We start from the raw sequence: 21135 nt of genomic DNA, 5'->3' as shown, positions 1-21135 counted from the left end.
CGCGCCTTTTTTAGAAAATCTGCGAGAGCCAATTCCAAAATCGCTTTAACGCGTTCGGCTCTCCTTCTTTTGGGAAACCGATAATAGTCGAATCCTCCGTTAAAGGCGGCGGCGCCGTCTCTTCGGGCGGCGGTTTTCGCGCGGCGGATTTGATTCTTAAAACGTTCGTGGAGTCAATTTCGTAGGGAGTAAATTCTCCCGCGCCATAACGAACAAGCCCTATAACGACGGCGAAAGCCGGATCGCGAAAGGTTTCCGTTAAACCGGAAAGCGGTTTTGGGCGCGCTATTCTAACGGGTATATTGCCGAAGATCGGCGGAGCTATTTCGGATACGCCGTCTAGTTTCGACGCGCCGCCGGTGATCACCACGCCGGCGCCGGCGCCGTTTTTCAGGCGGCTTTTGCCGAGCAGTCCGGAGAGAATCAAAAGCGTTTCTTCCATTCGCGCGCCGATCACGTTCGAGATCGTCTCTAGCGACGCGGCGCGCGTGGCGCTTTCTACGCCGATCTCCGGTATTTCGATCGTCGCGCCCTCTCTGCGTTTTAACGATCCGTATTCGATTTTGATTCGCTCGGCGGCGTTAATCGGCGTATGCAACGAAATGGACAGATCAGAAGTGATATGACCTCCCCCCACGGCGAAAAAATCGCAATGTCTAGGGGCGGCGCCTTGATAGATCGCCAGATTGCAGGTGGAGGCGCCCATATCAATCACGCACGCGCCAAGCTCTTTTTCGTCCTCTCCTAAAACGGCGATCGACGCGGCGTAACTAGAAAGCGCGAGGTTTTCTATCTCGATTCCCGCCGCCGCGATCGCTTTGCGAAGGTTGTCTAGCGCCATCTTCTGCGTGATAACAATATTGACCTGCACCTCCAGCCGCGATCCGCTCATTCCGACGGGATCCTGCACGTTTGGCTGATCGTCCACTTTAAACGAAAAAGGCAGGACGTGAAGTATCTCGTGATCGGGCGGCGGCATAGCGGCGCTATCTAGAGCTAGGCGCATCACACGATTTACGTCTTTTGGCTCGATCTCTTTGGTCGGTATATTGGCTTTGCCCACGCTCTGAAGACTAGCGGCATAGGCGCCGGAAACGGACACTACGGCTTTTTGCAAAGCGATACCGGCGGATTGGCAAGCGTCGTTAGCGACCGCTTTGATCGCCTCCGACGCTTTGGTTATATCCACAATCGCGCCCTTTTTCAGTCCCTGCGATCTGGCTAAACCGGTCCCGATTACGCGCGCGGTTCTATCGGATCCAATCTGCGCGACAAGAGCGCAAATTTTGTGAGAGCCTACGTCGATCGCTAAGATATAAGGCGACGACATCAGCGCCCTTTAGCCAAGCTAATAGCCGGTAACTTCGTAGCGTTTTTGGAGAACCTCCAATAAAGAACGCCTGATCTGCCCGATCTTAAGTCTTGATACATCTTCGCCCAATCTGCCGTCGATCTCGGCTAGTTTGCTAGGTTCAAACAACTTTTGTTCCACAACGCGATAAATAACGGCTTTTCCAGTCAGCTCCACCGCCCCCTCCGACGCTTTGGATTCAAAAACCCGTTCTAAAAAAATCTCGGCTTCATTTTCGCTTAAATCCTGGATTTTGCCGTAGTCGTCGCGAGAAACAAAACCTGTCGTTTTGCCCTTGAAGTTCTGTAGCTGTTTTCTACTTTCCTCTTTCAGATATTCGGCTGTTTTTTGCCTCTTTAGCTCCTCTTGAACAGCCGATCGCGCCTTGTTAAAAGGTAGCGGCTCGGCGGCGCGTCTTGCGTCGATCTTGGCGATTACGAAACCGTCGCCGATCTCGAACGGACCGGCTATTTCAAGGCTTTGGGCGTTCTCTAAAGCCTGCATAACGTCTATGGGAAAAAGATCGTTGCGAAACTCGATCGATTTTAAGCTCTCCGGGATCGCTTGAGCGTCTCTCCACGCGATCTTAGCGGAGAGCGCCGCTCGTCGCGCTTTGGTTAGCTTAACCGCGTTTAACGCTTCGAGCTTAGCCTCGTCGTAAGATTTGATCTCTCCGTCTTGCCCGATAAACTCGCTTTTGGCTCTTTCGTAGTAGCTAAGCGCTTCCTCGTCGGAAGCGTTTTGCTCGGATACTAAAACCTTGATATACGAAATATCGTAATTTGGCTCGCCCATAAACTGAAGTTTGTTCGACTCGTAATAACTTTGCGCCTCTTTGTCCGAAACCGCTATATTCGCGGGCGCTTTAATAATTTTGTATTGCAGGCGATCGACTCCGTATCGCGTCGCGGCGATCGTCTCCTTCTCGCTTTGCGAAACCGGCAGGTTTAACGCCGCGTCTAGTTTGCTAATTAGCAACCGCTTTTCCAGCATCGCCTCGTAGCTTGCGGTCGTCATTCTTACGGAGCCGAGATAGTCGAGGTAGAGTTTCTTGCTAAAAACGCCGTTAGCCTGAAATTGAGGGTTATTTACGATCGTCTCCGAAATCTCCTCCTCGCTCGCGCGTAGCCCAATATCGCGGGCGTAAGCGACAAATAACGCCTCGCCGATCAACGACTCTAACGCTCTGTTTTGTATTTCGCGCTCTTGCGCCTCGTTTAGCGGCTGATCTAACATGCCGACGTATAGCTCGCGTAGTTGACCGTAGTATCTGGAGAACTCTTCGACGGTAATTTTTTCGTTTCCCGCCGTAGCGACCGCGCCCGCCCTAGAGCCGTAACTGTAGCTGCCCCAACCGACGGCGCTAGAGCCGATAAAAGCGACCACGGTTAGGGTTAGCACCGCGATCAGAAAAGTTCTGTGTCTTTGCAACGAGGCGATCATCTGTAAAATACCTTTTTAGAGAGCGAAATAAATTTTCGCGATTGTAGCCAACTAGCGCTCAAATATCCGCGCTAAGGGGCGATACTAACGACAAAAAGTCAATAATAAGCCTAAATTAAGCTAGAGGATCCCAATTTCTGTTTCAATAAAGCGATCGATTTGATCGCGCAATCGATCGAGGTCGCCGTCGTTGTCTATAATCCACTTCGCATTTTTTTTCTTTTCGTCGATTGGAATCTGCGCGTCGATCATAGCCAGCGCGTCAAGCTCGCCGATTTTACGCTCGCCAATAAGCCTTTTTAACTGCGTCGATCGCGGCGCGTAGATCAATAAAACGTCGTCGATCGGATATTCGTCGCGTTTTTCAAAAAATAGCGGGACGTCGATAAAGTATCGTTTGTTCAACTTTTCTAGCTTCTCGCTTTCGGCAAAGACGCGCGCGCGAATCGGCGGGTGCAAAATCGCCTCTAATTTAGCCCGTTCGTTTTTGTCTGAAAAGATACGCTTTGCGATCGCCGCGCGATCTAGAGTTCCAAAAACCGCTTCGATCTTCTTTGAAAACTCGACGAAAAGCGCGCGCGCGATCTCGTCCGCGTCAATTACGTTAAAGCCGCGCTCTTTCAAAAATCGCGCGGCGGAACTTTTTCCGCTTGCGACTCCGCCCGTAAGAACTATGGCGTTTTTCATCGCTTAAAGAGGATCGATCCAAGCCGCAACAGATTCGCGCCGCAGGCGATCGCAAGCTCGAAGTCGCCGCTCATGCCCATCGACAGCGTAACCGCGCCCTTAATCCGATCATAAACGCGCCGCGCCGTTTCAAAACTCTTTTGAATCGTTTTTCTATCGTCCGTATGCGCGCCGATCGTCATCACGCCCTCTAGTTTCAAAGCGGCGCGTTTCGCGGCGATCTCGGCGTAAATATCCGCCGCCGCTTCGGGCAAAACGCCGCTTTTGGTCGGCTCGCGCGCGGCGTTTATCTGTAGCAGCGCGCGCTGGGTTAAGCCCGCTTTTTTAAGGCGATCGTCGTAAGCCTTCGCGAGATCCAAAGAGTCGATCGAGTGAATTAACGCGGGGCGCAGGGCGATAAGTTTGTTGATCTTGTTGGTTTGCAAGTCGCCTACAAAATGCCATTCGATCGCAAGCGCGGAGAGCGCCGCGGCTTTGGACTGCAGAGCTTGCGCCCTGTTTTCGCCAAAAGCGCGCTGCCCCTCGCCGTATAACGTAGCGATCTGCTCGCGCGAGGCGTATTTGCTAACGGCGACGAGCCGAACGATATGGCGGCTATCATACGCGAGCCGCGCCTTTTCGATCCGCTCGATCGCCGCCTCTAAACATGTCATTGACTTAGTCTTACAATATCGTTGTATAGCCCCAAGATCATCAACGCGCATAGCGCTCCCCAACCGCCTAACGTAAGGCTGTATAAAACCTTTTCGCTAGGGGCTTTACGGGCGATCTGCTCGTAGAGATTAAAGATAATATGCCCGCCGTCTAACGCGGGAATGGGCAGCAGGTTTAATACGCCAAGATTAACGGAGATCAGCGCGGTAAAGGTTAGCAGAGCGCTAAAACCGATCGCGCTGGCTTTTGCGGTAAAATCCACGATGGATACTATGCCGCCCACGTTTTCAAGCCCCACTACGCCGGTTATTAACTTTATTACGCTTTGAAAAATAAGCGAGCCGGCTTCGATCGTCTTATCCAGCGCGACGCGGAGGCTTTCCGCGATACCGTAACGAAGCGTTACAATCTCTCCGCTCGCGGCTACGCCGATCATATTGCGCTTTTCTTTCTCGCCAAAAATGTTTTCGCCTTCGGTCAGCTCCGGATTTAAGATAATATCGCGCGTCTCGCCGCCGCGATCGACCGTTAGAACAATCGCGTTTTGGCTCTCTCGAATAAGCGCGTTCAACTGATTCCACGACGTTACGGGTTTGCCGTCGATCTTTACTACGCGATCGCCCGCTAATAACCCCGCTCGTTGCGCTGGCGAATCTTCCAAGACTTTGCCGATGGAAGGCGCGAGCGCGTCGAAACCCATAAGCGCCGTCGCCCAAAAAAGCGCGAAGGCGATAACGAAATTGGCGAAAGGTCCGGCGAAAAGTATAATAATTCTCTGCCACGGCTTTTTTGAGTCATACGCGTCGGGTTCGCCGCTTCTTTGCGTTGGATCGCTATCGTCCTGCCCTTTCATCTTAACGTAGCCGCCAAGCCAGATCGCGCTGATCGCGTATTCCGTCGCGCCGATTTTTTTCGCCCATAGCTTTTTGCCAAAACCGATCGAAAAGGTTTCCACCGTTACGCCCAGCGCCCTCGCGGCGATAAAATGCCCTAATTCGTGAAAAAAAATAAGCGCCGACAATACGATAATCGCCGTAATAATGCCCATATAGTCTCTTTTCGCGTTAAATTGGTTTTCAAATTATGCGCGATCGACGCTTGATTTAGCGCCGCCGCCTTTTTGCGGTTATCGATCGCCGCATACTAGATTTTGCTCTAGCGACGCGAGCAATTTTAGATTGGCGCGAACTAAAATTATGTAATCTCATGCTTAAGATCAAACCGTGATAAAAACGTTTTTGTAGCTAGAGCGTCGATCGCGCTAATCGCCCTATGCGTAGTTACGCCGTTATTTGGCGCAAACGCCGCTAACGAGGCGTTTAGCGCGTATGAACGCGGGCGTCCGCAAGAGGCTATCGCGCATTATGCGCTGACGCTTACGACAACCGCGCAAACGCTTACGCTGATTTAGGCGACTATGCAAACGCCGCGAAAGACGCTCGCAAAGCGCGCGAATTAGGCGATTGCGATTTGTTGGAATATATGAAGCGCGATTGATCGGCAAAGAGAAATCGCGTCGGCTTTTTGTTCGCGCCAAGAGGCTGCGCCGCCGACGGGTTTATTCGCGAGATCGCGTCCGCCAAACTATACGGCTACTCGCTTCTTTGACGCGGACAATCTTACGTCGGCTCGTCGTCGGGGTTTGAAGTTATATCCTCGTTTTCGGAGGGGTTTAGCGGCGGCTTGACGCTTAGATAAAAAACCGCCGCGCGCGCGTTAAACACAAAAAACTCGATCTCTTCCGCCGCCTGATCGTCGGAGGGTTTTGTCGCGCTAAGCGTATAGTCGCCGCCGCTCTCAATCCCGTAGAAACGAAGCCTTACGGCTAGACTTTTTGACCGACACTCAAGCGCGTATATGCCTCTTGCTTTAAGCAGGTCTGAAAGCTCTTGCGCAAAATGATGACCGCGCGCGAAATGTTTGTCTGTAACGGCGTAGAGCGGCTTATTGAAAAAAGTCAGCCCCGCGAGCGCCAGAAGCGAGATTATCGTAACGGCGGCGATCGCGGCGTGGGCTTTGCGAAATTGCGGCAAGCGGATTCGCCACGAGTTCATAAACGCCCGAACGATCAGCGGCGCGGAGATAACGGCAAACGGCGCGTAATCTTCGATCGGAAGGCTTTGGCGCATACTTAGCAGGATCGACAGCGCGAAAGGAACGAAGGAAACAAACCACAACAAAGGCAATTTCTCCGATTTTTTGAACAGATGCCAATACAGCGCGTAGATGAAAAAACAAAGGATAAGCGGCGAAAAGATCGCGCCGTAAAGCCCAAAAATATCCAGAAAATAGCCGCGCGGTCTGCCGCCAAAATCAAAACCGTGCATAACGAACGACGCCGCGACAAATATAATCGGTAAAACCGCCAACCGATAGCGCTTGCGGCTGATCTCGTAGCACGCGGCGGCTAGGTTCAAGACGATAAACAGATTATCGGCGATCGCGGATAGAAAAAGCGCGGCGATCGCCAGAGGCTTGAAGCGATCGTCGAGCCAGACGTAGATCAAAGCGACGCTCATCGCAAAAGGCGCCATGCTCGCCGCCAAAGCGGCGCTATTAACCCCCGGCAACAGCGCGAACAGCAGCGTCGCGATCAGAGCGTCGCTAGGACGCAGAGAGCGGCGGGCGACGATATAGATCATGGCGGCGTTAAAGATATGCGCCAGAATAAACGGAAAGCGAATCGCGAAGTTGTTCTGCCCAAACAGCGACGCGCTAAAACGCAGGATATGCCCAAGCGCCCCTTCGTCGTAAAAGAACAGCCTCGCTTCGCCCGCGCTCGCGCCCAGCGTCGGCGCGTAGGCGAGCAAAAACGCCGCGTCTAGCGCCAAAAATAACGCGAGCGCCGTTTTAGAGGCGCAGAAAGTTGCCCAGAATTTCGCGTCCATATTCGCTCATCACGCTTTCGGGGTGAAATTGAACGCCGTAAATCGGGCGATCTTTGATCTCGATCGCCATAATTTCTCGATCGTCGTTTGTTTCCGCCGTAACGACAATATCGTCGCTTATACTAGAGCGCTCGATCGCCAGCGAATGGTAGCGCGTGGCGTTAAACTCGCTCGGAACGCCGCTAAAGATCGCGCTACTCGGCTTTATAACGCCGATTTTATCGATCTTGCCGTGCATTAGCTTTTGGGCGCGGACGATTTTGCCGCCAAAAGCCTGCCCGATCGCCTGATGTCCAAGGCACACGCCAAAAATCGGCGCTTTGTCCTTAAAAAAACCGATCGCCTCCAGCGTTACGCCCGCGTCGTCGGGCGCGCTTGGACCGGGCGACAGGATCAGCTTTTCGGGCTTTAGGGCGGCTATCTCCTCTACGCTTAACTCGTCGTTTCTGACGACCTTAAGCGTCGCGCCAAGCTCCCAGCAATACTGCGCGATATTGTAGGTGAAGCTGTCGTAGTTATCGATCAAAACGATCACGATCTATCCTTTGTAATCGACGGCAAATGCAGCCATTTTGACGCGACCTCTTTTAAGCGCCCTACGTTTTCGGAGGCGAAAAATCTAAGATCGGTTTCGTTCGCGCCGCCAGACGCCAAGCCGTTGGCGGTAAGATACTCCGCGATCGCCTCTCCGCTATGGACGAGTTTCGCGCCGCCAAACCAAGCGCCAAGCGCCGCTTGCATCAGCGGATAGTGCGTGCAGCCCATAATAACCGCGTCAAACGCGCCGAGATCGCCAAAATAGCGCTTAAAAGTCTCATCTACTATCGCGCCGTCGAAAATCCCCTCTTCCACAAGCGGGACAAGAAGCGGCGCGGCGATCGCCGTTACGTTTTCGTAGCCTTGCGCGGCAAGCAGTTTTTGGTAGGCGCCGGAGTTTATCGTGGCGCGGGTGGCTATCACCAAAACGCGATCTCGGCTCTTAACGCCGCCGTTTCTTAGCGCCATAACGCCCGGCTCGATCACGCCCGCGACAAGAAAAGAGGCTTTGCGCCTTAACTCCTCTAGCGCGTAGGCGCTCGCCGTGTTGCACGCCACGATCAGCGCGTTAGGCTCGAAACCGCTTAAAAACTCCAGCGCCTCCAACGAGTAGCGCGTAATCGTGTTTTGATCCTTTGCGCCGTAAGGCGTCCGCGCCGTGTCGCCGTAATAGACAATCTCGTCGAAGAACCTGTGCGCCAGCAGAGATTTAACGACGCTCAAACCGCCTACGCCGCTATCGAAAACCGCCGCCCTCATTTTGTTTCGCCCGCGAGCATAATGTCGGGTTCGCTCTTAAAACGGCGCAAAAGCTCCAACGTCATAGCGCTTCTTACGTTAAGAATATCGCGGTAAGGCGCGATATACCATAGATACATTCTTATCGCCTTGCCGTCCTCTTGAAACATAAATTGAATCTTAGGACGCATTCTTTTGCCGCGCATAGTGTAGCGATCGCGCAATCTATCGTATTGTAGCTTTGCCATCTCGATATAACGCCCCGTCAGCGCCGTTACCGTCTCTCGCGTGATTTTATCGATCCTATCGAAATCGCTTTTTAGCTCGAACGGGATTTCAATGAGATCGTAAAGCGTTTTCATCGTATCGTGCGTGTAGTTGTAAAACGCCTTGGTAAAGATAAAGTTATTCGGGATAAATACGATTCGCCCCGCTCGTTTAATTTCGGCGGCGTTGTTATGCGTAATATTTTCGTAGAGCGTTAAACTCATCGGCGATATGCCGATCACGTCGCCGATCACGGGTTGCGAATCGTAGATCAGTATCCGATCGCCGACTACGATCGCGCCGCCAAAGACGAGCCTCAGCCACGCGATAAAGTTCAACACCGCCTCTTTCATCACGATTGTCAAACCAGCCGCCACAAAGCCGACAAAGGTAAGCGCGTATAGCAGATTGTCGATGTAGTTGAAAATTAAAAACAGCGCGGCGATCGCCGCCGTAGCGATATTAAGCAGCCTGATCCAAAACGCCGACGACTCCGCGTCGGAAGCGTAGCGCCGAATAGCGCGGCGCGTAATCCACAGAGCCGCGACAATCGCGATTAAAATTACGACGACGACGATAATGCGCGTCAGCTCCCGCTCGCGGTAGTTTTTCTCGCTTGTTTCTATAAAGCCGCCGATCGTTTCGAGCGCGCGCCCTTTTTGATCGATTAGCCCCCGCGCAAGCTCGAAATAACGTTTGTCCGATTGTACCCTCTCCAGAAACTCCGCGTCGTTATCTCGCCTAGCTCGCGTTTCGTATTCGTCCAGATAGGCGATCGCCAGCGCGTACTCTTTTACAAGCGACGCAAAACGCTCCTTCGCGCGTTCTAGCTCGCGCCGATGAGTTTTGGCTATAAAGCTAATTAGATTTAAGTTTATCTTTTCCGCTTCGGGCATGGGAAAATTGAGCAGTTCGGGGAAGCTCTTGGGTAGCGCCTCGTAAGAGGCGAGTTGCGCCTCGAATAGCGCCAATTCGTCGTTTAGCTCTCTAAAGTTTTTGGATTGACGCTGTTTTACGGCGATCTCTTTACTGGTCGCGTCGATCTTGACTCTTAGCTCCTCGAGATCGATATGGTTTTTGTAGGTAGCGATCCAGATGTTGCGATCGTTCAAATAGTTCTCGTCGATCGCGCCAAATAGAGGCGCGATCAACAGCGCCAGCATGACAAACGCGCGACTCACAGCTCTAGCTCCGCGCTAAAATCTTTCCAATCAAGAACGGCTACGCCGAGATCGTTTGCCTTTTGCAGCTTGCTTCCCGCGTTCTCGCCCGCGAACACAAAGTCGGTCTTTTTCGACACGCTCGCGCTCGCAACGGCGCCAAGCTCCTCCAATTTGGCTTTGACGATCTCGCGCGAAACGGGAAAACTGCCCGTTATAACGACGCTTTTGCCCGCGAAGCGAGAGGCGCCAATCGGTTTAATCGCGGGCGCGATCGGCAGCGCCAGCCTCTTTAGCGCGTCGATTCGATCGCGATTGACGCGCAAAAACTCCGCGATAGATTCGCCCGTCTCTTTGCCAAAACCCCCGATCGCTTCGTATTCGGCTCGCGTTTTTTGATCCCACTCGTCGCCAAAAAGCCGCGCGAGTTTTTTCGCCGCCGCCTCGCCGACGCGCTCGATGCCAAGCGCGTGGATAAAACGCCACAATTCGCCGCGCCTGCTCTTTTCGATCGCCTCTAGTATCAGCGATATTCGGCGCTCTTTGAATCCGTCGAGGTTTTCAAAACTATGTTCGTCGAGCGCGAAAATATCCTCGATCGCGCGGATTTTGCCCGCGTTGTAGAGCATAACGATAATCTCCCTGCCAAGCCCGTCGATATTGAGCGCGCGTTTTGACGCGAAATGAACGAGGTTATTGACGATCCGCGACGAGCAGGCGAGGTTTTGACACTTCAAGATCGCGCCGTCCTCCAGCAGTTCGGCGCCGCAGGAGGGGCAGCCGTCGGGCTTTTTTATCGACGTTTGGCTTCCGTCTCGAAACGAGGTTAAAACTCTGACGACCTTAGGAATTACGTCGCCGCTTCTAATCAGCGAAATCGTGTCGCCGATATGAATATCCAGCCGCGTGATTTCGTCGTAGTTGTGCAGCGTTACCCGCTCGATCGTCGCGCCGTTGATGGCGACCGCCTCCACGTTGCCCACGGGCGTTAGCGCCCCCGTGCGCCCCACCTGCCAATCGACGCTAAGAAGCCGCGTTTTTTTCTCGACGGCGGGAAACTTATACGCCGCCGCCCAACGCGGCGACTTGATCGTCTGACCAAGCCGCTCGCGCAGAGCGAGATTGTCCAGTTTAATCACCATCCCGTCAAGCTCCATATCCATCTCGTCGCGTTTTGCGCGCATCTCTTCGTAAGCGGACTCTATTTCGGCGGCGCTCTCGCACAGCCGCCGCATAGGATTTGGCAAAAAACCAAGCGCCTCGATCGCTCGCATCTCCTCGTAACCGCTTTTAGCGCCTAGATCGCCGCGCCCGATTCCCCACGGAAGAAACGCCAAATTGCGTTCGGCGACGATTTTTGGATCAAACTGCCGCAGACTGCCGCTTGCGGCGTTGCGCGGATTGGCAAACGGCGGCTCGTCGTTTTTTGTTCGCGCGAGATTGATCGCCTCAAACTTGTTTTTGTAGATTACCGCCTCGCCTCGAATCTCTATCGGCTCTTTGCGCTCGATCGCCAACGGAACGGCGCGTATGGCTTTGGCGTTATTCACGACGTTTTCGCCCTCGATCCCGTTGCCGCGCGTTACGGCGCGGATAAGCGCGCCGTTTTCATATACCAGCGACAGGCTCGCGCCGTCGAATTTTGGTTCGCAGACAAATTTCAGATCGCTTTCGTCCGCGAGTTTTGCCGTCCGCTTCAACCATACGGCAAGCTCGGAGGAGTTGAATATATCGTCTAGCGACCACATTCTCTCTAAATGCGCAGCCTTTTCAAACCCTTCAAGAAGCGCGCCGCCGACTCGTTGGGTGGGCGAAGCGGGCGAAATCTCGTTTGGATGCGCCGCCTCGTATAACGCTACCTCGCGATAAAGCGCGTCGTAATCGCTATCGGGCGCTTCGGGCGCGTCGAACACGTAGTATGCCCTAGCCCAGCGCTCAAGCGTTCTAACAGCCTCTCGATATTCCTCGGGCGACATAACCTTCTTTTCAGGCGACGACTTGTTTAGGCGCGCTCTTTTTGGCGGCGCAACGCGCGCAGACCCCGTTAAATATCAGATCGCCCTCTTCGAGCTTAACGCCGCTTGGAACGACAAGCGCTTTTTTGATCGCCTCGTAATTAACGCTTATATCCAAAATCTCGCCGCATTCGCGGCAGATCAAATGCGCGTGATCCGCTTGCGTCAGCTCGAAAACCTGCCGTTCGCCCGCGATCGCCACCTCTTTGACAAGCCCGCGTTCGCTCAGAGCCGCTAGATTGTTATACACGGTGGAGAGAGAGAGCATAGGCTGTTCGCTCTTGAGCGTTTTATAGATCGCCTCGATCGTGGCGTGTCCGCGTTTGGCTAACTCCTCCATAAGTCTTATTCTTTGAGGCGTAGCCTTCAGCCCGCGCAGGTTAAGTTTTGTTTTGTAGTCCACGTTTTTATCCAACAGTAAATCTTTCGCGATTATAGCCGCATTCGCCAAAAACGCGACGGCGCGACGGCGGTAAACCGCTCGTTTTTTGCTTTATCGGCGCCAACGCGCTAAAGTTGGTCGTAAAACCGCTTTTTTGTTATTATGCGTTTAGCTTAATCAAAGCAAAGGGCGAGAAAAGATGATTGTTTTCCCCGCGATTGATCTTAAAGACGATAAAGTCGTTAGGCTTACAAAAGGGCTGATGAGCAGCGCCAAAATTTACGACGATAACCCTAGCGCGGTCGCCAAAGGCTTCGAGGAAGCGGGCGCGAAATGGCTTCATGTCGTCGATCTAAACGGCGCGATCGCGGGCAAGCCAAAAAATCTAAACGCGATCAAAGAGATCGTCAAGGAGACGAAGCTGAAAATTCAGCTTGGCGGCGGAATCCGCGACGAGGATACGATTAAATCCTATCTGGATCTGGGCGTATCCCGCGTTATTCTGGGTAGCGCGGCGGCGCGAAACGCCGTTTGGGCTATTAAAACGGCGGAAAAATATCCCGTCGCGATCGCGATCGACGCGCTGGATGGCAAAGTAGCCGTAGAGGGCTGGACGCAAAGCTCGGTAATAGACGCGATCGACTTCGCGGCGTTTTTTAAAGGCAGCAAAGCCGAAGCGGTTATAACCACCGACGTCGGACGCGACGGCACGTTAAGCGGCGTAAATACGGCTTTTACAAAATCGATCAAAAACGCTTTCGGCGGCTTTACCGTCGCGAGCGGCGGCGTTAAAGCGAAAGGCGATCTAGAGGAGCTAAACGCAAACGGCGTTGACGGCGCGATCGTGGGCAAGGCGATCTACGAGGGCGCGATAAGCGTTAAAGAACTTTTTAACCAAATTTAGATAATCTTAGTCGATTAGAAAGCGGCGTGAAGGAGACGTTTTGAAAATTTTAGTCGTTGATGATAGTTCCACGATGCGACGTATTATTAAAAACACGCTACTCAGACTCAATTTTAAGGATCTCCTAGAAGCGGAAAACGGCGCTCAGGCTTGGGAGGTTTTAGGGCAAAATACGGACGTAGGCGTGTTGATTACCGATTGGAATATGCCGGAAATGAACGGCTTAGAGCTGGTCAAAAAGGTTCGCGCCGAGCAGAAATACGTCGGTTTGCCCATTATTATGGTTACTACCGAAGGCGGCAAAACCGAAGTGATCACGGCGCTTAAAGCGGGCGTAAACAACTATATCGTCAAACCTTTTACGCCCGACGTGTTAAAAGAAAAACTAGAAGCGGTGTTAGGAACCGTCGCCTGAATCGATACGTCGAATTGAGCGTTGACAACGTTACTCCAGAGGAGGCTTACGCGGTCGGGACGCTCTTGAACGCGCCGTATATCGACGAAAACGGCGCGTATATTTTCGCGTTTAGCGAGAAAGAGGCGGCGATCGAAGAGGCGATCGTCGCGATCGCGCCTAACGCCGTTTTATCGTGGCGCGAAAGAGACGACGCGTGGATAACGGAGTATGAAAAAAGTTTTGAGCCTATCGAGATCGGCGAGTTTCGCGTCCGCCCTTCGCGAGAAAAGCGGCGCGGCGATCTAATCGATCTGGCGATAGACGCGGCTACGGCTTTTGGCTCCGGTCGCCACGAGACGACCGCGAGCTGCTTGGAGGCGCTAAGCCGATTTGAGCTTAACGCGAAGAGCGTCTTAGACGTAGGTTGCGGCAGCGGGATTTTGGCGATCGCGGCGGCGAAAAAAGGCGCTATGATCAGCCTGTGCGACACGGACGAGCGGGCGGTTAAAACCGCTAAAGAAAATTGCGAGATCAACGGCGTGAAACCAAAGGAGATATGGGTCGGATCGGTGGATAAAGTTACAAACAATTATGATTTGATTACGGCAAACATAGTCGCGGACGTTTTAATCGCGATAAAAAGCGATCTACGCCGCGCTCTAAAAGCGGGCGCGATTCTGATCGTCTCCGGCGTTTTGGAGCGTTTTGAAAAGCGTTTTGACGCCTGCTACGGCGATCTGAAAACCTTATTTGTCGTAAAACGCGGCGAGTGGCGAACGATCGCGTATAACAATGTTTAAGAAAGCGAGATAATGGCTAACCAAAATCAGCCGTCTTCCGAAAACGGCGGGCGCAATAACAATTTTTTTAACAACAACCCGCTTCTGATCTTCGCGATCATCGCGATAGCGGCGATAGCGTTATTCAAGTATATATCCGCGAACTCGGACGCGGCTATGGACGGCGCGATTACCGGCGCGCCGATAACGCAGACCGTCTCGCGCAACGTCCCTTATTCCGATTTTAAAAGATTACTAAAAAACGGCGAAATATCGCAGGTGATGATTGGCAAAAACTCGATTCAGGCGATCGGCGTTAGCGGATCGACGCAGACCAACTACTACGCCCGTAGAGTCGCCCCCGACGAATCGTTGCTGCCCCTGCTCGAAGAGAACAACGTGCCTTACGGCGGTATGAGCGAGGAGAACTGGCTCGCGGACATTCTCTTTAGCTGGGTGCTGCCTATTCTTATCTTTTTTGGCATTTGGATGCTACTTACAAACCGTATGCAAAAGAGCATCGGCGGTAGCGTGCTAGGCATGGGAAGCGCCAAAAATCTGATAAGCGCCGAAAAACCCGCGATCAAATTCGACGATATGGCTGGCGCGGAGGAGGCGAAGGAGGAGGTCAAAGAGATCGTCGATTTTCTCAAAAATCCCGATCGCTATATCAAACTCGGCGCGAAAATCCCCAAAGGCATACTGCTGGTGGGACCTCCCGGCACGGGCAAAACGCTACTTGCCAAAGCGGTGGCGGGCGAAGCGAGCGTGCCGTTTTTCTCCGTCAGCGCCAGCGGTTTCATAGAGATGTTTGTAGGCGTGGGAGCGGCGCGGGTGCGCGATCTGTTTGAGCAGGCAAAAAGGCAGGCGCCCGCGATCGTCTTTATCGACGAGCTTGACGCGCTAGGCAAAAGCCGCGCGGCTTCCGGCTTTGGCGGCAACGACGAACGCGAGCAGACGCTAAATCAATTGCTCGCCGAGATGGACGGCTTCGCCTCCACCGAACCGATCATTATATTGGCGGCTACCAACCGCCCAGAGATTCTCGACCCCGCGCTTTTACGCCCGGGGCGCTTCGATCGACAGGTGCTGGTGGACAAGCCCGACTTCAAAGGGCGGCTGGAAATTTTGAAAGTTCATGTAAAAGCGGTCAAACTATCCGAAAGCGTCGATCTGGAGATAATCGCTAAGATGACGGCGGGTCTGGCTGGCGCGGATTTAGCCAATATCGTCAACGAGGCGACTCTGCTCGCCGGGCGTAAAGAGAAAGACGTCGTCGATAACGACGATATGCGCGAAGCGGTGGAGCGATCGATCGCGGGATTAGAGAAAAAATCGCGTCGTATCAGCCCAAAAGAAAAACGAATCGTAGCCTTCCACGAAAGCGGACACGCGCTGATCGCCGAAACGACAAAGGGCGCGAAAAAGGTTAATAAAGTCTCGATTATTCCTCGCGGTCTGGCGGCTTTGGGCTACACGCTAAACACGCCCGAAGAGAACAAGTATCTGATGCAGCAAAGCGAATTGATCGCCGAAGTGGACGTGTTGCTTGGCGGACGCGCGGCTGAGGAGATCTTTATCGGCGAGATCAGCACCGGCGCGGCAAACGATCTAGAACGCGCCACCGATATTATTAAGGCGATGGTGACGATCTACGGCATGAGCGACGTCGCGGGGCTAATGGTGATGGAAAAACGCCCGAGCGGATTTTTGGGTTCGCCTTACGGGTTTGGCAAGAGCAAGGATTACAGCGAAAAACTTGCCGAAGAGACCGATTTTTATATTAAGCGGACGCTTTCAGATCGCTACGAGGCGGTAAAGGAGCGTTTAACGACATACGGCGAGGCGATCGACGAGATCGGCGCGGCGTTGCTTGCCGAAGAGGTGATCGAGGGCGCCAAAGTCAAAGAGATTATCGGCGCGTTTGAGGCAAAAATGGGTATCGTCCGCGAAAAAGAGGACGAGGAGGTTACGGAGGCGAAAGAGAATGAAAACGCTGATTCTGGCGCGTGAAGGATTTTTACCCGTTTGTATTTTGGCTGCGTTAGCGATCGGCTCGGTTGCGATCGGCGCGGAGTTTTTGGCGTTTGTTCTAACGTTGGGGCTTATATATTGTCTATGGTTTTTTCGCAATCCCGAACGCATTCCAGACGAGCGCGACTCGCTCGCTTTTATCGCGCCGATCGACGGCGAGGTCGTATCGATAGAAAGCGCGAGCGATAGCGTAACGGTCTCGATCAAAACGGGTTTTTTTGACGCGCGCCTAATTAGATCGCCCGTTCAAAGCGTCGTCGTTTCCTCTTCCGTCTCGCACGGCGTCGCCGGCGCGACGAACTACCTTAGGCACGCGGAAAACTTCTCCTTCAACGATAAAGTTTCGCTTACGCTTATTCCAAACCGCAGACCAAGTCGTCTTTACCATTCCAACAACGGATCGTATTTAGGAGAGAGGCTCGGCTTTTTTTACGGCGGGACGGCGGAGATCGCGTTGCCGACGGATAGCGAGGTAAAAGTCGCGATCGGCGCTAAAATTAGAGCGGGAGAAAGCGCGATCGGCTTCGCGAGAGCCGCTTAGTAAGGAATCGCAATGGTGAATATCAAAAACCTTAAAATAGCCTATCTATTCCCCAATCTTTTCACGGCGGGCAGTATGTTTTTGGCGGTGTTAGCAATCGTAGCCGCCGAACAAGGAGCCTTTGAAAAGGCGTTCTGGTTCGTCGTGCTTTCGGCGATCTTTGACGCGCTAGACGGGCGGGTGGCGCGGCTTACGAAAACCAGTAGCCAATTCGGCAAAGAGTTCGACAGCCTAGCCGACGTAGTGGCTTTCGGCGTGGCGCCCGCGTTTATTTTCTATTTCGCGGCGGGAGACGAGTTTGGTAGATTGGGCGTTTTAGCGGCGGCGCTGTTCGTCGTTTTTGGCGCGGTGAGGCTCGCGCGCTTTAACGTGATCAGCTCCTCGACGGAACCGAACGTTTTTATCGGGCTGCCTATTCCCGCCGCCGCGCTCTTCGTCGTAAGCGCGACAATGCTTGTCGTCAATTACGATTCGGGGCGGGGCGCGAAACTAGCGCTTCTGATCGCTTCGGCAATTATCGCGGTTTTAATGGTAAGCAATATACGTTACCCCAGTTTTAAGCAGATACATTTTCAAAAGAGCTATTTTCTGCGGGCGTTGATCGCGCTGATCGCGGCATGTTCGCTTTTTTATCTATATCAGATTGAGTTTTTAGCGTTTATCGCGCTTATTTACGCGCTCGCGGGTCCCGCCCGAACGTTATGGACAATCATATTACGCAAACGAAAGGCTCGCAACAATGGCTAGAGCTATTAAAATATTCGACACTACGTTAAGAGACGGCGAACAGTCGCCCGGCGCCTCTATGACCACGCCGGAAAAGGTCAGGATCGCGAAGCAACTTGAAAAACTGGGCGTGGACATTATCGAAGCGGGTTTCGCGATCGCAAGTCCGGGCGATTTCGACGCGATTAGGCAGATTAGCGAGATCGTAACGAACAGCGTCGTGTGTTCGCTCGCTAGAGCGACAAGCAAAGATATAGAACGCGCGGCGGAGGCTCTTAAAGACGCCAAGCGAAAGCGTATTCACACCTTTATCGCCACCAGCCCGATCCACATGGAATACAAGCTAAAGATGAAGCCCGACGAGGTGATCCGCCGCGCGATCGAGGCGGTCAAACTCGCGCGATCGCTAGTTGACGACGTAGAGTTTAGCTGCGAGGACGCGACGCGAAGCGAACTTCCGTTTTTGAGAGAGATTATATCGGCTACGATCGAGGCGGGCGCGAGCACAATCAACATTCCCGATACGGTCGGTTACGCGATCCCGTTCGAGTATCGGAACTTTATCGGCGAAATTGTCGATTTTGTGGGCGACAAAGCGGTTGTGAGCGTGCATTGCCACAACGATCTAGGGCTTGCCAGCGCGAACTCTCTGGCGGCGATCTTAGCGGGCGCGGGGCAGACGGAATGCACGATCAACGGACTTGGCGAGCGCGCGGGCAACGCCTCGCTAGAAGAGATCGCGATGACGCTTAGAGTGCGAAAAGACCTATTTGACGGCGCGGACACGCGAATTAACGCCAAAGAGATCTACGCCTCCAGCCGCTTATTAGCTGAAACCTGCGGGATCGAACCGCAACCCAACAAAGCGATCGTCGGCAAAAACGCCTTCGCGCACGAAAGCGGCATACATCAAGACGGCGTGTTGAAGCGCCGCGAAACTTACGAGATTATGAGCGCGGAGGATATAGGACTAGATCGCAACCGCCTGACTTTGGGGAAACTAAGCGGATCGCACGCCTTCAAACAGAAATTAAAAGAGCTTGGCTTCGAGCCGAGCGAAGAGGAGTTTAAACGCGCCTTCGATCGTTTCAAGGAGCTTGCCGATCGCAAAAAGATCGTCTATGACGAGGATATTCGCTCCCTGCTTACTAGCGAAAGCGCCAACGTCCCAGCCGAATTTACGCTGGTAAATATGCAGCTTACCGATTGTAGCGGGGGCGTGCCGTTTAGCACGGTTACGATCAGGAAAGCGAACGGCGAGGAGGTTACGGACGCGGCGATCGGAGGCGGAACGATCGATGCTGTGTTTAAAGCGATCGATCGCGTATGCGGCTTTTCGGGAGAGTTGCTCGATTACAAGGTTGACGCGGTGAGCGAGGGCAAGGACGCGCTGGCGAGAGTGCTGGTTAAGGTGGTGTTCGACGATAATAAGCCCGCCGTAATGGGACACGGGCTAGACGTGGATACCATGAAAGCGTCGGCGGAAGCCTATGTCGGATCGCTTAACAGCTATCTGGCGATGAAAGACGCTTTGAGAAAGGTCGATCGAACGTCGGTTTAAGGGTCAAAAATGAGCAGATTCGTATTGTTAGCCGCTTTGTCCGCCTGCGCGTTGCTTAGCGCGAGTATGCGCTTGCACGATTCGGGCGTTAAAATGGATTGGGATAGCGCTGTAGAGTATTGCAGATCGCTTGACGCGTATGTGCCGCCGCTAAACGCGATGGACGCGGCGTTTAGGGATTCGTATCTTTCGGCTAGAGGTCAAAGCCCTTACCAAAGAGAGATCTACTGGACGAGCGATCAAGCCGATATCGAAGGCGCCTACGCCTACGATTTCTCTTCGGGCTTGCATTTAGTCGATCACAAGGCAAACAAATATCGCGCGATGTGCATTCAAAGCGAACAGTATTAAAACGCCGCGCCGCCAGTTTTTGTCGTTAGCGCGTCGAGCGCGAATTTAACGCTAGATTCGCGCAAAGGCGTCGCGCCAAGCAAAATCCAAATCGTCGTCGTTAATAAATACCGCGCGCAAACGTTTTCGCCCTAAACATCGCGCGCTAATCGCGGCGAGATTAACGCGCGGTAGATCGTTTAAGCATACAATGTAAAAGGGCGAATAAAACTTAATAAAACGATACGCAACTATTTGCGATATGGTTTTATCGGCTTTTTAAGTCCCGTTTACCGCGCTCTTTGTAAATTAAGCTAGAATTAGGACATTCGACCTCAAAAACTAAAAACAATGCGCCGCTTCGAAAATACTAATAAAAATGCGCGAAAAGTAGCTTTAACGCGCCAAAAAATCGATAAAACAGCCATAAATCTAAAAAACCGTTAGACGGCGCGTCAGCCGCCAAAAAATGTGATTTTTGCAAACGCTAAACGCTTCAAAAATCTTAAAACGCCGATAAAACCAAAAACGACGCTACTTTTAGCCTTTTGCGCTCGCATCTCGCGCTCGCCTTATCACGCTTTGCCAAAACCAGCGTCCCCCGTCATTTCCGCGAAGCGCTCGCGCTTGCTTCGCGCGAGTATGACGAGAAATACGCGGTATAACGCGCATTGAAACGGCGGCGGTTGGTTCGCCGTTTGATCGCGCGAATTGTTATTTTGATTTGTTAAGCGTTTTAGGTTATGGGCGGCTATTATCCAAAAGCTTTATTTGAAGCCATAAAGGAATTTGCTATGTTATCGTCTTTTTTTGCGAAAGAATCGGTTTAACGTAATCTAAATCAATTGGCGATCGCGGATTGTTAAACCCGTCGCCTATGGATAACGAGCGATCGCTTTTAACTAAACTAGCGGTTTTAGCGCCGCCTAAAAAACCGCTTCTATCTTTGCTAAACTATTAACAATTGCGCTTAGTTCATTCGCTTTGGTTGGTTGCGGCAAGAAAAACTCGGAAAACGAAGGGGGCGAAGGCGAAATTAAATCCAACATTATCGCCATATCCGCCGGCGGCAATCACTCTTTAGCGCTATCAAAAGACGGCAAAGTTTATGCTACGGGACGCAACAAAAATGGTCAGCTTGGCTTAGGCGATGCTACCGATAGCAATACTTTTACCGAAGTTAGCGCTTTAAGCGATTAACCCGCCGCGCGGGCTGTTGTTCTCGCACAGAGGCTGGTTTATGCAGACGCGCCGAAGGGGTTGAAGACGGAAACCCGCCTTCGATTACGAAGCGCGAGCGTTTCTATCGCGAATCCGACAAAAGGGCGCGGTATAAACGCGGGTTGAAACATCGGCGGCGTTGTCTTGCCGTTTGGTAACTTTGTCGCGTTCCTTAGCGATCGCGCTCATTGAAACGCGGCGATTGAATACGCGCAGGCGCTTAAGTCAGAGTCGCGCTCCTTGCAAGCGCGCGGGCTTAAAGAACATTATAAAAGCAAACGGCAACTTACGCGCCCAGCTTGGACGCGCGAACGCGGGCGGTTAAATTGCCGTTTTGCGTATCGTTTCGGTCTATACGTTAATATGATTTTGAGGGAGCGTTAATCGTTGCGTTATATTTGGCGTATATAGCAGGCTGGTTTGACCAAACCGCGCGACATTGCCTTCAACAGGTATTCCGTCGTCGGCGTTGCTGGTTGCGCCTCTAAGCGAACCGTATCTGTGTTTTAAGCCCGATGCG

20 protein-coding genes are annotated in these 21135 nt (G+C 52.7%); 9 read left to right on the top strand and 11 right to left on the bottom strand.

Annotated elements, in window-relative coordinates:
• Positions 1–10: 10 nt before the first annotated feature.
• The 11 genes from ftsA to LBF86_02700 form a co-directional block, all read right to left on the bottom strand.
• A complete protein-coding gene (gene ftsA, locus LBF86_02750; GenBank protein MDR0664427.1) occupies positions 11–1330 on the bottom strand; it encodes a cell division protein FtsA in 1320 nt (439 codons plus the stop codon).
• A gap of 18 nt (positions 1331–1348) precedes the next feature.
• The gene (locus tag LBF86_02745; protein ID MDR0664426.1) at positions 1349–2794 is read right to left on the bottom strand and encodes a SurA N-terminal domain-containing protein; all 1446 of its coding nucleotides are present in this window, start codon (positions 2792–2794) and stop codon (positions 1349–1351) included.
• Positions 2795–2914: 120 nt separating this feature from the next.
• Positions 2915–3481 (bottom strand): dephospho-CoA kinase, encoded by a 567-nt coding sequence (coaE, locus tag LBF86_02740; GenBank protein ID MDR0664425.1) that lies wholly within the window; start codon positions 3479–3481, stop codon positions 2915–2917.
• Entirely contained in the window at positions 3478–4134 is a 657-nt protein-coding gene (locus LBF86_02735; GenBank protein ID MDR0664424.1) for a YggS family pyridoxal phosphate-dependent enzyme, read from the bottom strand. The genes coaE and LBF86_02735 overlap by 4 nt, the downstream gene beginning before the upstream one ends.
• The gene (gene rseP / locus LBF86_02730) at positions 4131–5183 is read right to left on the bottom strand and encodes an RIP metalloprotease RseP (protein MDR0664423.1); all 1053 of its coding nucleotides are present in this window, start codon (positions 5181–5183) and stop codon (positions 4131–4133) included. The genes LBF86_02735 and rseP overlap by 4 nt, the downstream gene beginning before the upstream one ends.
• A gap of 571 nt (positions 5184–5754) precedes the next feature.
• Positions 5755–7023 carry a glycosyltransferase family 39 protein gene (locus LBF86_02725; GenBank protein ID MDR0664422.1) on the bottom strand — a complete coding sequence of 423 codons (1269 nt, stop codon included), beginning with the start codon at positions 7021–7023 and terminating at the stop codon, positions 5755–5757.
• The gene (locus tag LBF86_02720) at positions 6986–7558 is read right to left on the bottom strand and encodes an aminodeoxychorismate/anthranilate synthase component II (protein MDR0664421.1); all 573 of its coding nucleotides are present in this window, start codon (positions 7556–7558) and stop codon (positions 6986–6988) included. Before LBF86_02720 ends, LBF86_02725 begins: the two co-directional genes overlap by 38 nt.
• Positions 7555–8319 carry a glutamate racemase gene (gene murI / locus LBF86_02715; GenBank protein ID MDR0664420.1) on the bottom strand — a complete coding sequence of 255 codons (765 nt, stop codon included), beginning with the start codon at positions 8317–8319 and terminating at the stop codon, positions 7555–7557. The genes LBF86_02720 and murI overlap by 4 nt, the downstream gene beginning before the upstream one ends.
• Positions 8316–9746 carry a mechanosensitive ion channel family protein gene (locus tag LBF86_02710; protein ID MDR0664419.1) on the bottom strand — a complete coding sequence of 477 codons (1431 nt, stop codon included), beginning with the start codon at positions 9744–9746 and terminating at the stop codon, positions 8316–8318. The genes murI and LBF86_02710 overlap by 4 nt, the downstream gene beginning before the upstream one ends.
• Complete coding sequence (gene ligA / locus LBF86_02705; protein MDR0664418.1) at positions 9743–11701, bottom strand: NAD-dependent DNA ligase LigA; 1959 nt, start codon at positions 11699–11701, stop codon at positions 9743–9745. The genes LBF86_02710 and ligA overlap by 4 nt, the downstream gene beginning before the upstream one ends.
• A gap of 10 nt (positions 11702–11711) precedes the next feature.
• Complete coding sequence (locus tag LBF86_02700; protein ID MDR0664417.1) at positions 11712–12155, bottom strand: transcriptional repressor; 444 nt, start codon at positions 12153–12155, stop codon at positions 11712–11714.
• A 166-nt stretch (positions 12156–12321) separates the two neighbouring features.
• Between LBF86_02700 and hisA the strand changes: the two genes are divergently transcribed.
• The 9 genes from hisA to LBF86_02655 all read left to right on the top strand — a co-directional run bounded on the left by hisA (position 12322) and on the right by LBF86_02655 (position 20594).
• The gene (gene hisA / locus LBF86_02695) at positions 12322–13026 is read left to right on the top strand and encodes a 1-(5-phosphoribosyl)-5-[(5-phosphoribosylamino)methylideneamino]imidazole-4-carboxamide isomerase (GenBank protein MDR0664416.1); all 705 of its coding nucleotides are present in this window, start codon (positions 12322–12324) and stop codon (positions 13024–13026) included.
• 40 nt (positions 13027–13066) lie between these two features.
• Complete coding sequence (locus LBF86_02690; protein MDR0664415.1) at positions 13067–13441, top strand: response regulator; 375 nt, start codon at positions 13067–13069, stop codon at positions 13439–13441.
• Positions 13442–13455: 14 nt separating this feature from the next.
• The gene (locus tag LBF86_02685) at positions 13456–14223 is read left to right on the top strand and encodes a 50S ribosomal protein L11 methyltransferase (GenBank protein MDR0664414.1); all 768 of its coding nucleotides are present in this window, start codon (positions 13456–13458) and stop codon (positions 14221–14223) included.
• Between the two features lie 12 nt (positions 14224–14235).
• Positions 14236–16215, top strand: coding sequence for an ATP-dependent zinc metalloprotease FtsH (ftsH, locus tag LBF86_02680; protein MDR0664413.1), 1980 nt, complete (start codon positions 14236–14238; stop codon positions 16213–16215).
• Positions 16190–16777, top strand: coding sequence for a hypothetical protein (locus LBF86_02675; GenBank protein MDR0664412.1), 588 nt, complete (start codon positions 16190–16192; stop codon positions 16775–16777). Before ftsH ends, LBF86_02675 begins: the two co-directional genes overlap by 26 nt.
• 12 nt (positions 16778–16789) lie before the next feature.
• Positions 16790–17524 carry a CDP-diacylglycerol--serine O-phosphatidyltransferase gene (gene pssA / locus LBF86_02670; protein MDR0664411.1) on the top strand — a complete coding sequence of 245 codons (735 nt, stop codon included), beginning with the start codon at positions 16790–16792 and terminating at the stop codon, positions 17522–17524.
• Positions 17517–19064, top strand: a complete 1548-nt coding sequence (locus LBF86_02665; GenBank protein MDR0664410.1) for a 2-isopropylmalate synthase — start codon at positions 17517–17519, stop codon at positions 19062–19064. The genes pssA and LBF86_02665 overlap by 8 nt, the downstream gene beginning before the upstream one ends.
• Before the next feature lie 9 nt (positions 19065–19073).
• Positions 19074–19415: a hypothetical protein gene (locus LBF86_02660; GenBank protein ID MDR0664409.1), complete on the top strand. Its 342-nt coding sequence runs from the start codon at positions 19074–19076 to the stop codon at positions 19413–19415.
• Positions 19416–20378: 963 nt separating this feature from the next.
• Entirely contained in the window at positions 20379–20594 is a 216-nt protein-coding gene (locus tag LBF86_02655; protein MDR0664408.1) for a hypothetical protein, read from the top strand.
• Positions 20595–21135: the final 541 nt, after the last annotated feature.

It is taken from the genome of Helicobacteraceae bacterium, from assembly GCA_031258155.1.
Lineage (GTDB): Bacteria > Campylobacterota > Campylobacteria > Campylobacterales > SZUA-545 > JAIRNH01.
The sequence above is the reverse complement of the archived record's forward strand: the minus strand, read 5'-3'. Positions and strand labels throughout refer to the sequence as shown.

Coding starts and splice junctions, on each gene's coding strand:
- ftsA (MDR0664427.1), bottom strand. CDS start 1,330: ATGTCGTCGCCTTATATCTTAGCGATCGACGTAGGCTCTCACAAAATT.
- LBF86_02745 (MDR0664426.1), bottom strand. CDS start 2,794: ATGATCGCCTCGTTGCAAAGACACAGAACTTTTCTGATCGCGGTGCTA.
- coaE (MDR0664425.1), bottom strand. CDS start 3,481: ATGAAAAACGCCATAGTTCTTACGGGCGGAGTCGCAAGCGGAAAAAGT.
- LBF86_02735 (MDR0664424.1), bottom strand. CDS start 4,134: ATGACATGTTTAGAGGCGGCGATCGAGCGGATCGAAAAGGCGCGGCTC.
- rseP (MDR0664423.1), bottom strand. CDS start 5,183: ATGGGCATTATTACGGCGATTATCGTATTGTCGGCGCTTATTTTTTTT.
- LBF86_02725 (MDR0664422.1), bottom strand. CDS start 7,023: ATGGACGCGAAATTCTGGGCAACTTTCTGCGCCTCTAAAACGGCGCTC.
- murI (MDR0664420.1), bottom strand. CDS start 8,319: ATGAGGGCGGCGGTTTTCGATAGCGGCGTAGGCGGTTTGAGCGTCGTT.
- ligA (MDR0664418.1), bottom strand. CDS start 11,701: ATGTCGCCCGAGGAATATCGAGAGGCTGTTAGAACGCTTGAGCGCTGG.
- hisA (MDR0664416.1), top strand. CDS start 12,322: ATGATTGTTTTCCCCGCGATTGATCTTAAAGACGATAAAGTCGTTAGG.
- ftsH (MDR0664413.1), top strand. CDS start 14,236: ATGGCTAACCAAAATCAGCCGTCTTCCGAAAACGGCGGGCGCAATAAC.
- LBF86_02675 (MDR0664412.1), top strand. CDS start 16,190: ATGAAAACGCTGATTCTGGCGCGTGAAGGATTTTTACCCGTTTGTATT.
- pssA (MDR0664411.1), top strand. CDS start 16,790: ATGGTGAATATCAAAAACCTTAAAATAGCCTATCTATTCCCCAATCTT.
- LBF86_02665 (MDR0664410.1), top strand. CDS start 17,517: ATGGCTAGAGCTATTAAAATATTCGACACTACGTTAAGAGACGGCGAA.
- LBF86_02660 (MDR0664409.1), top strand. CDS start 19,074: ATGAGCAGATTCGTATTGTTAGCCGCTTTGTCCGCCTGCGCGTTGCTT.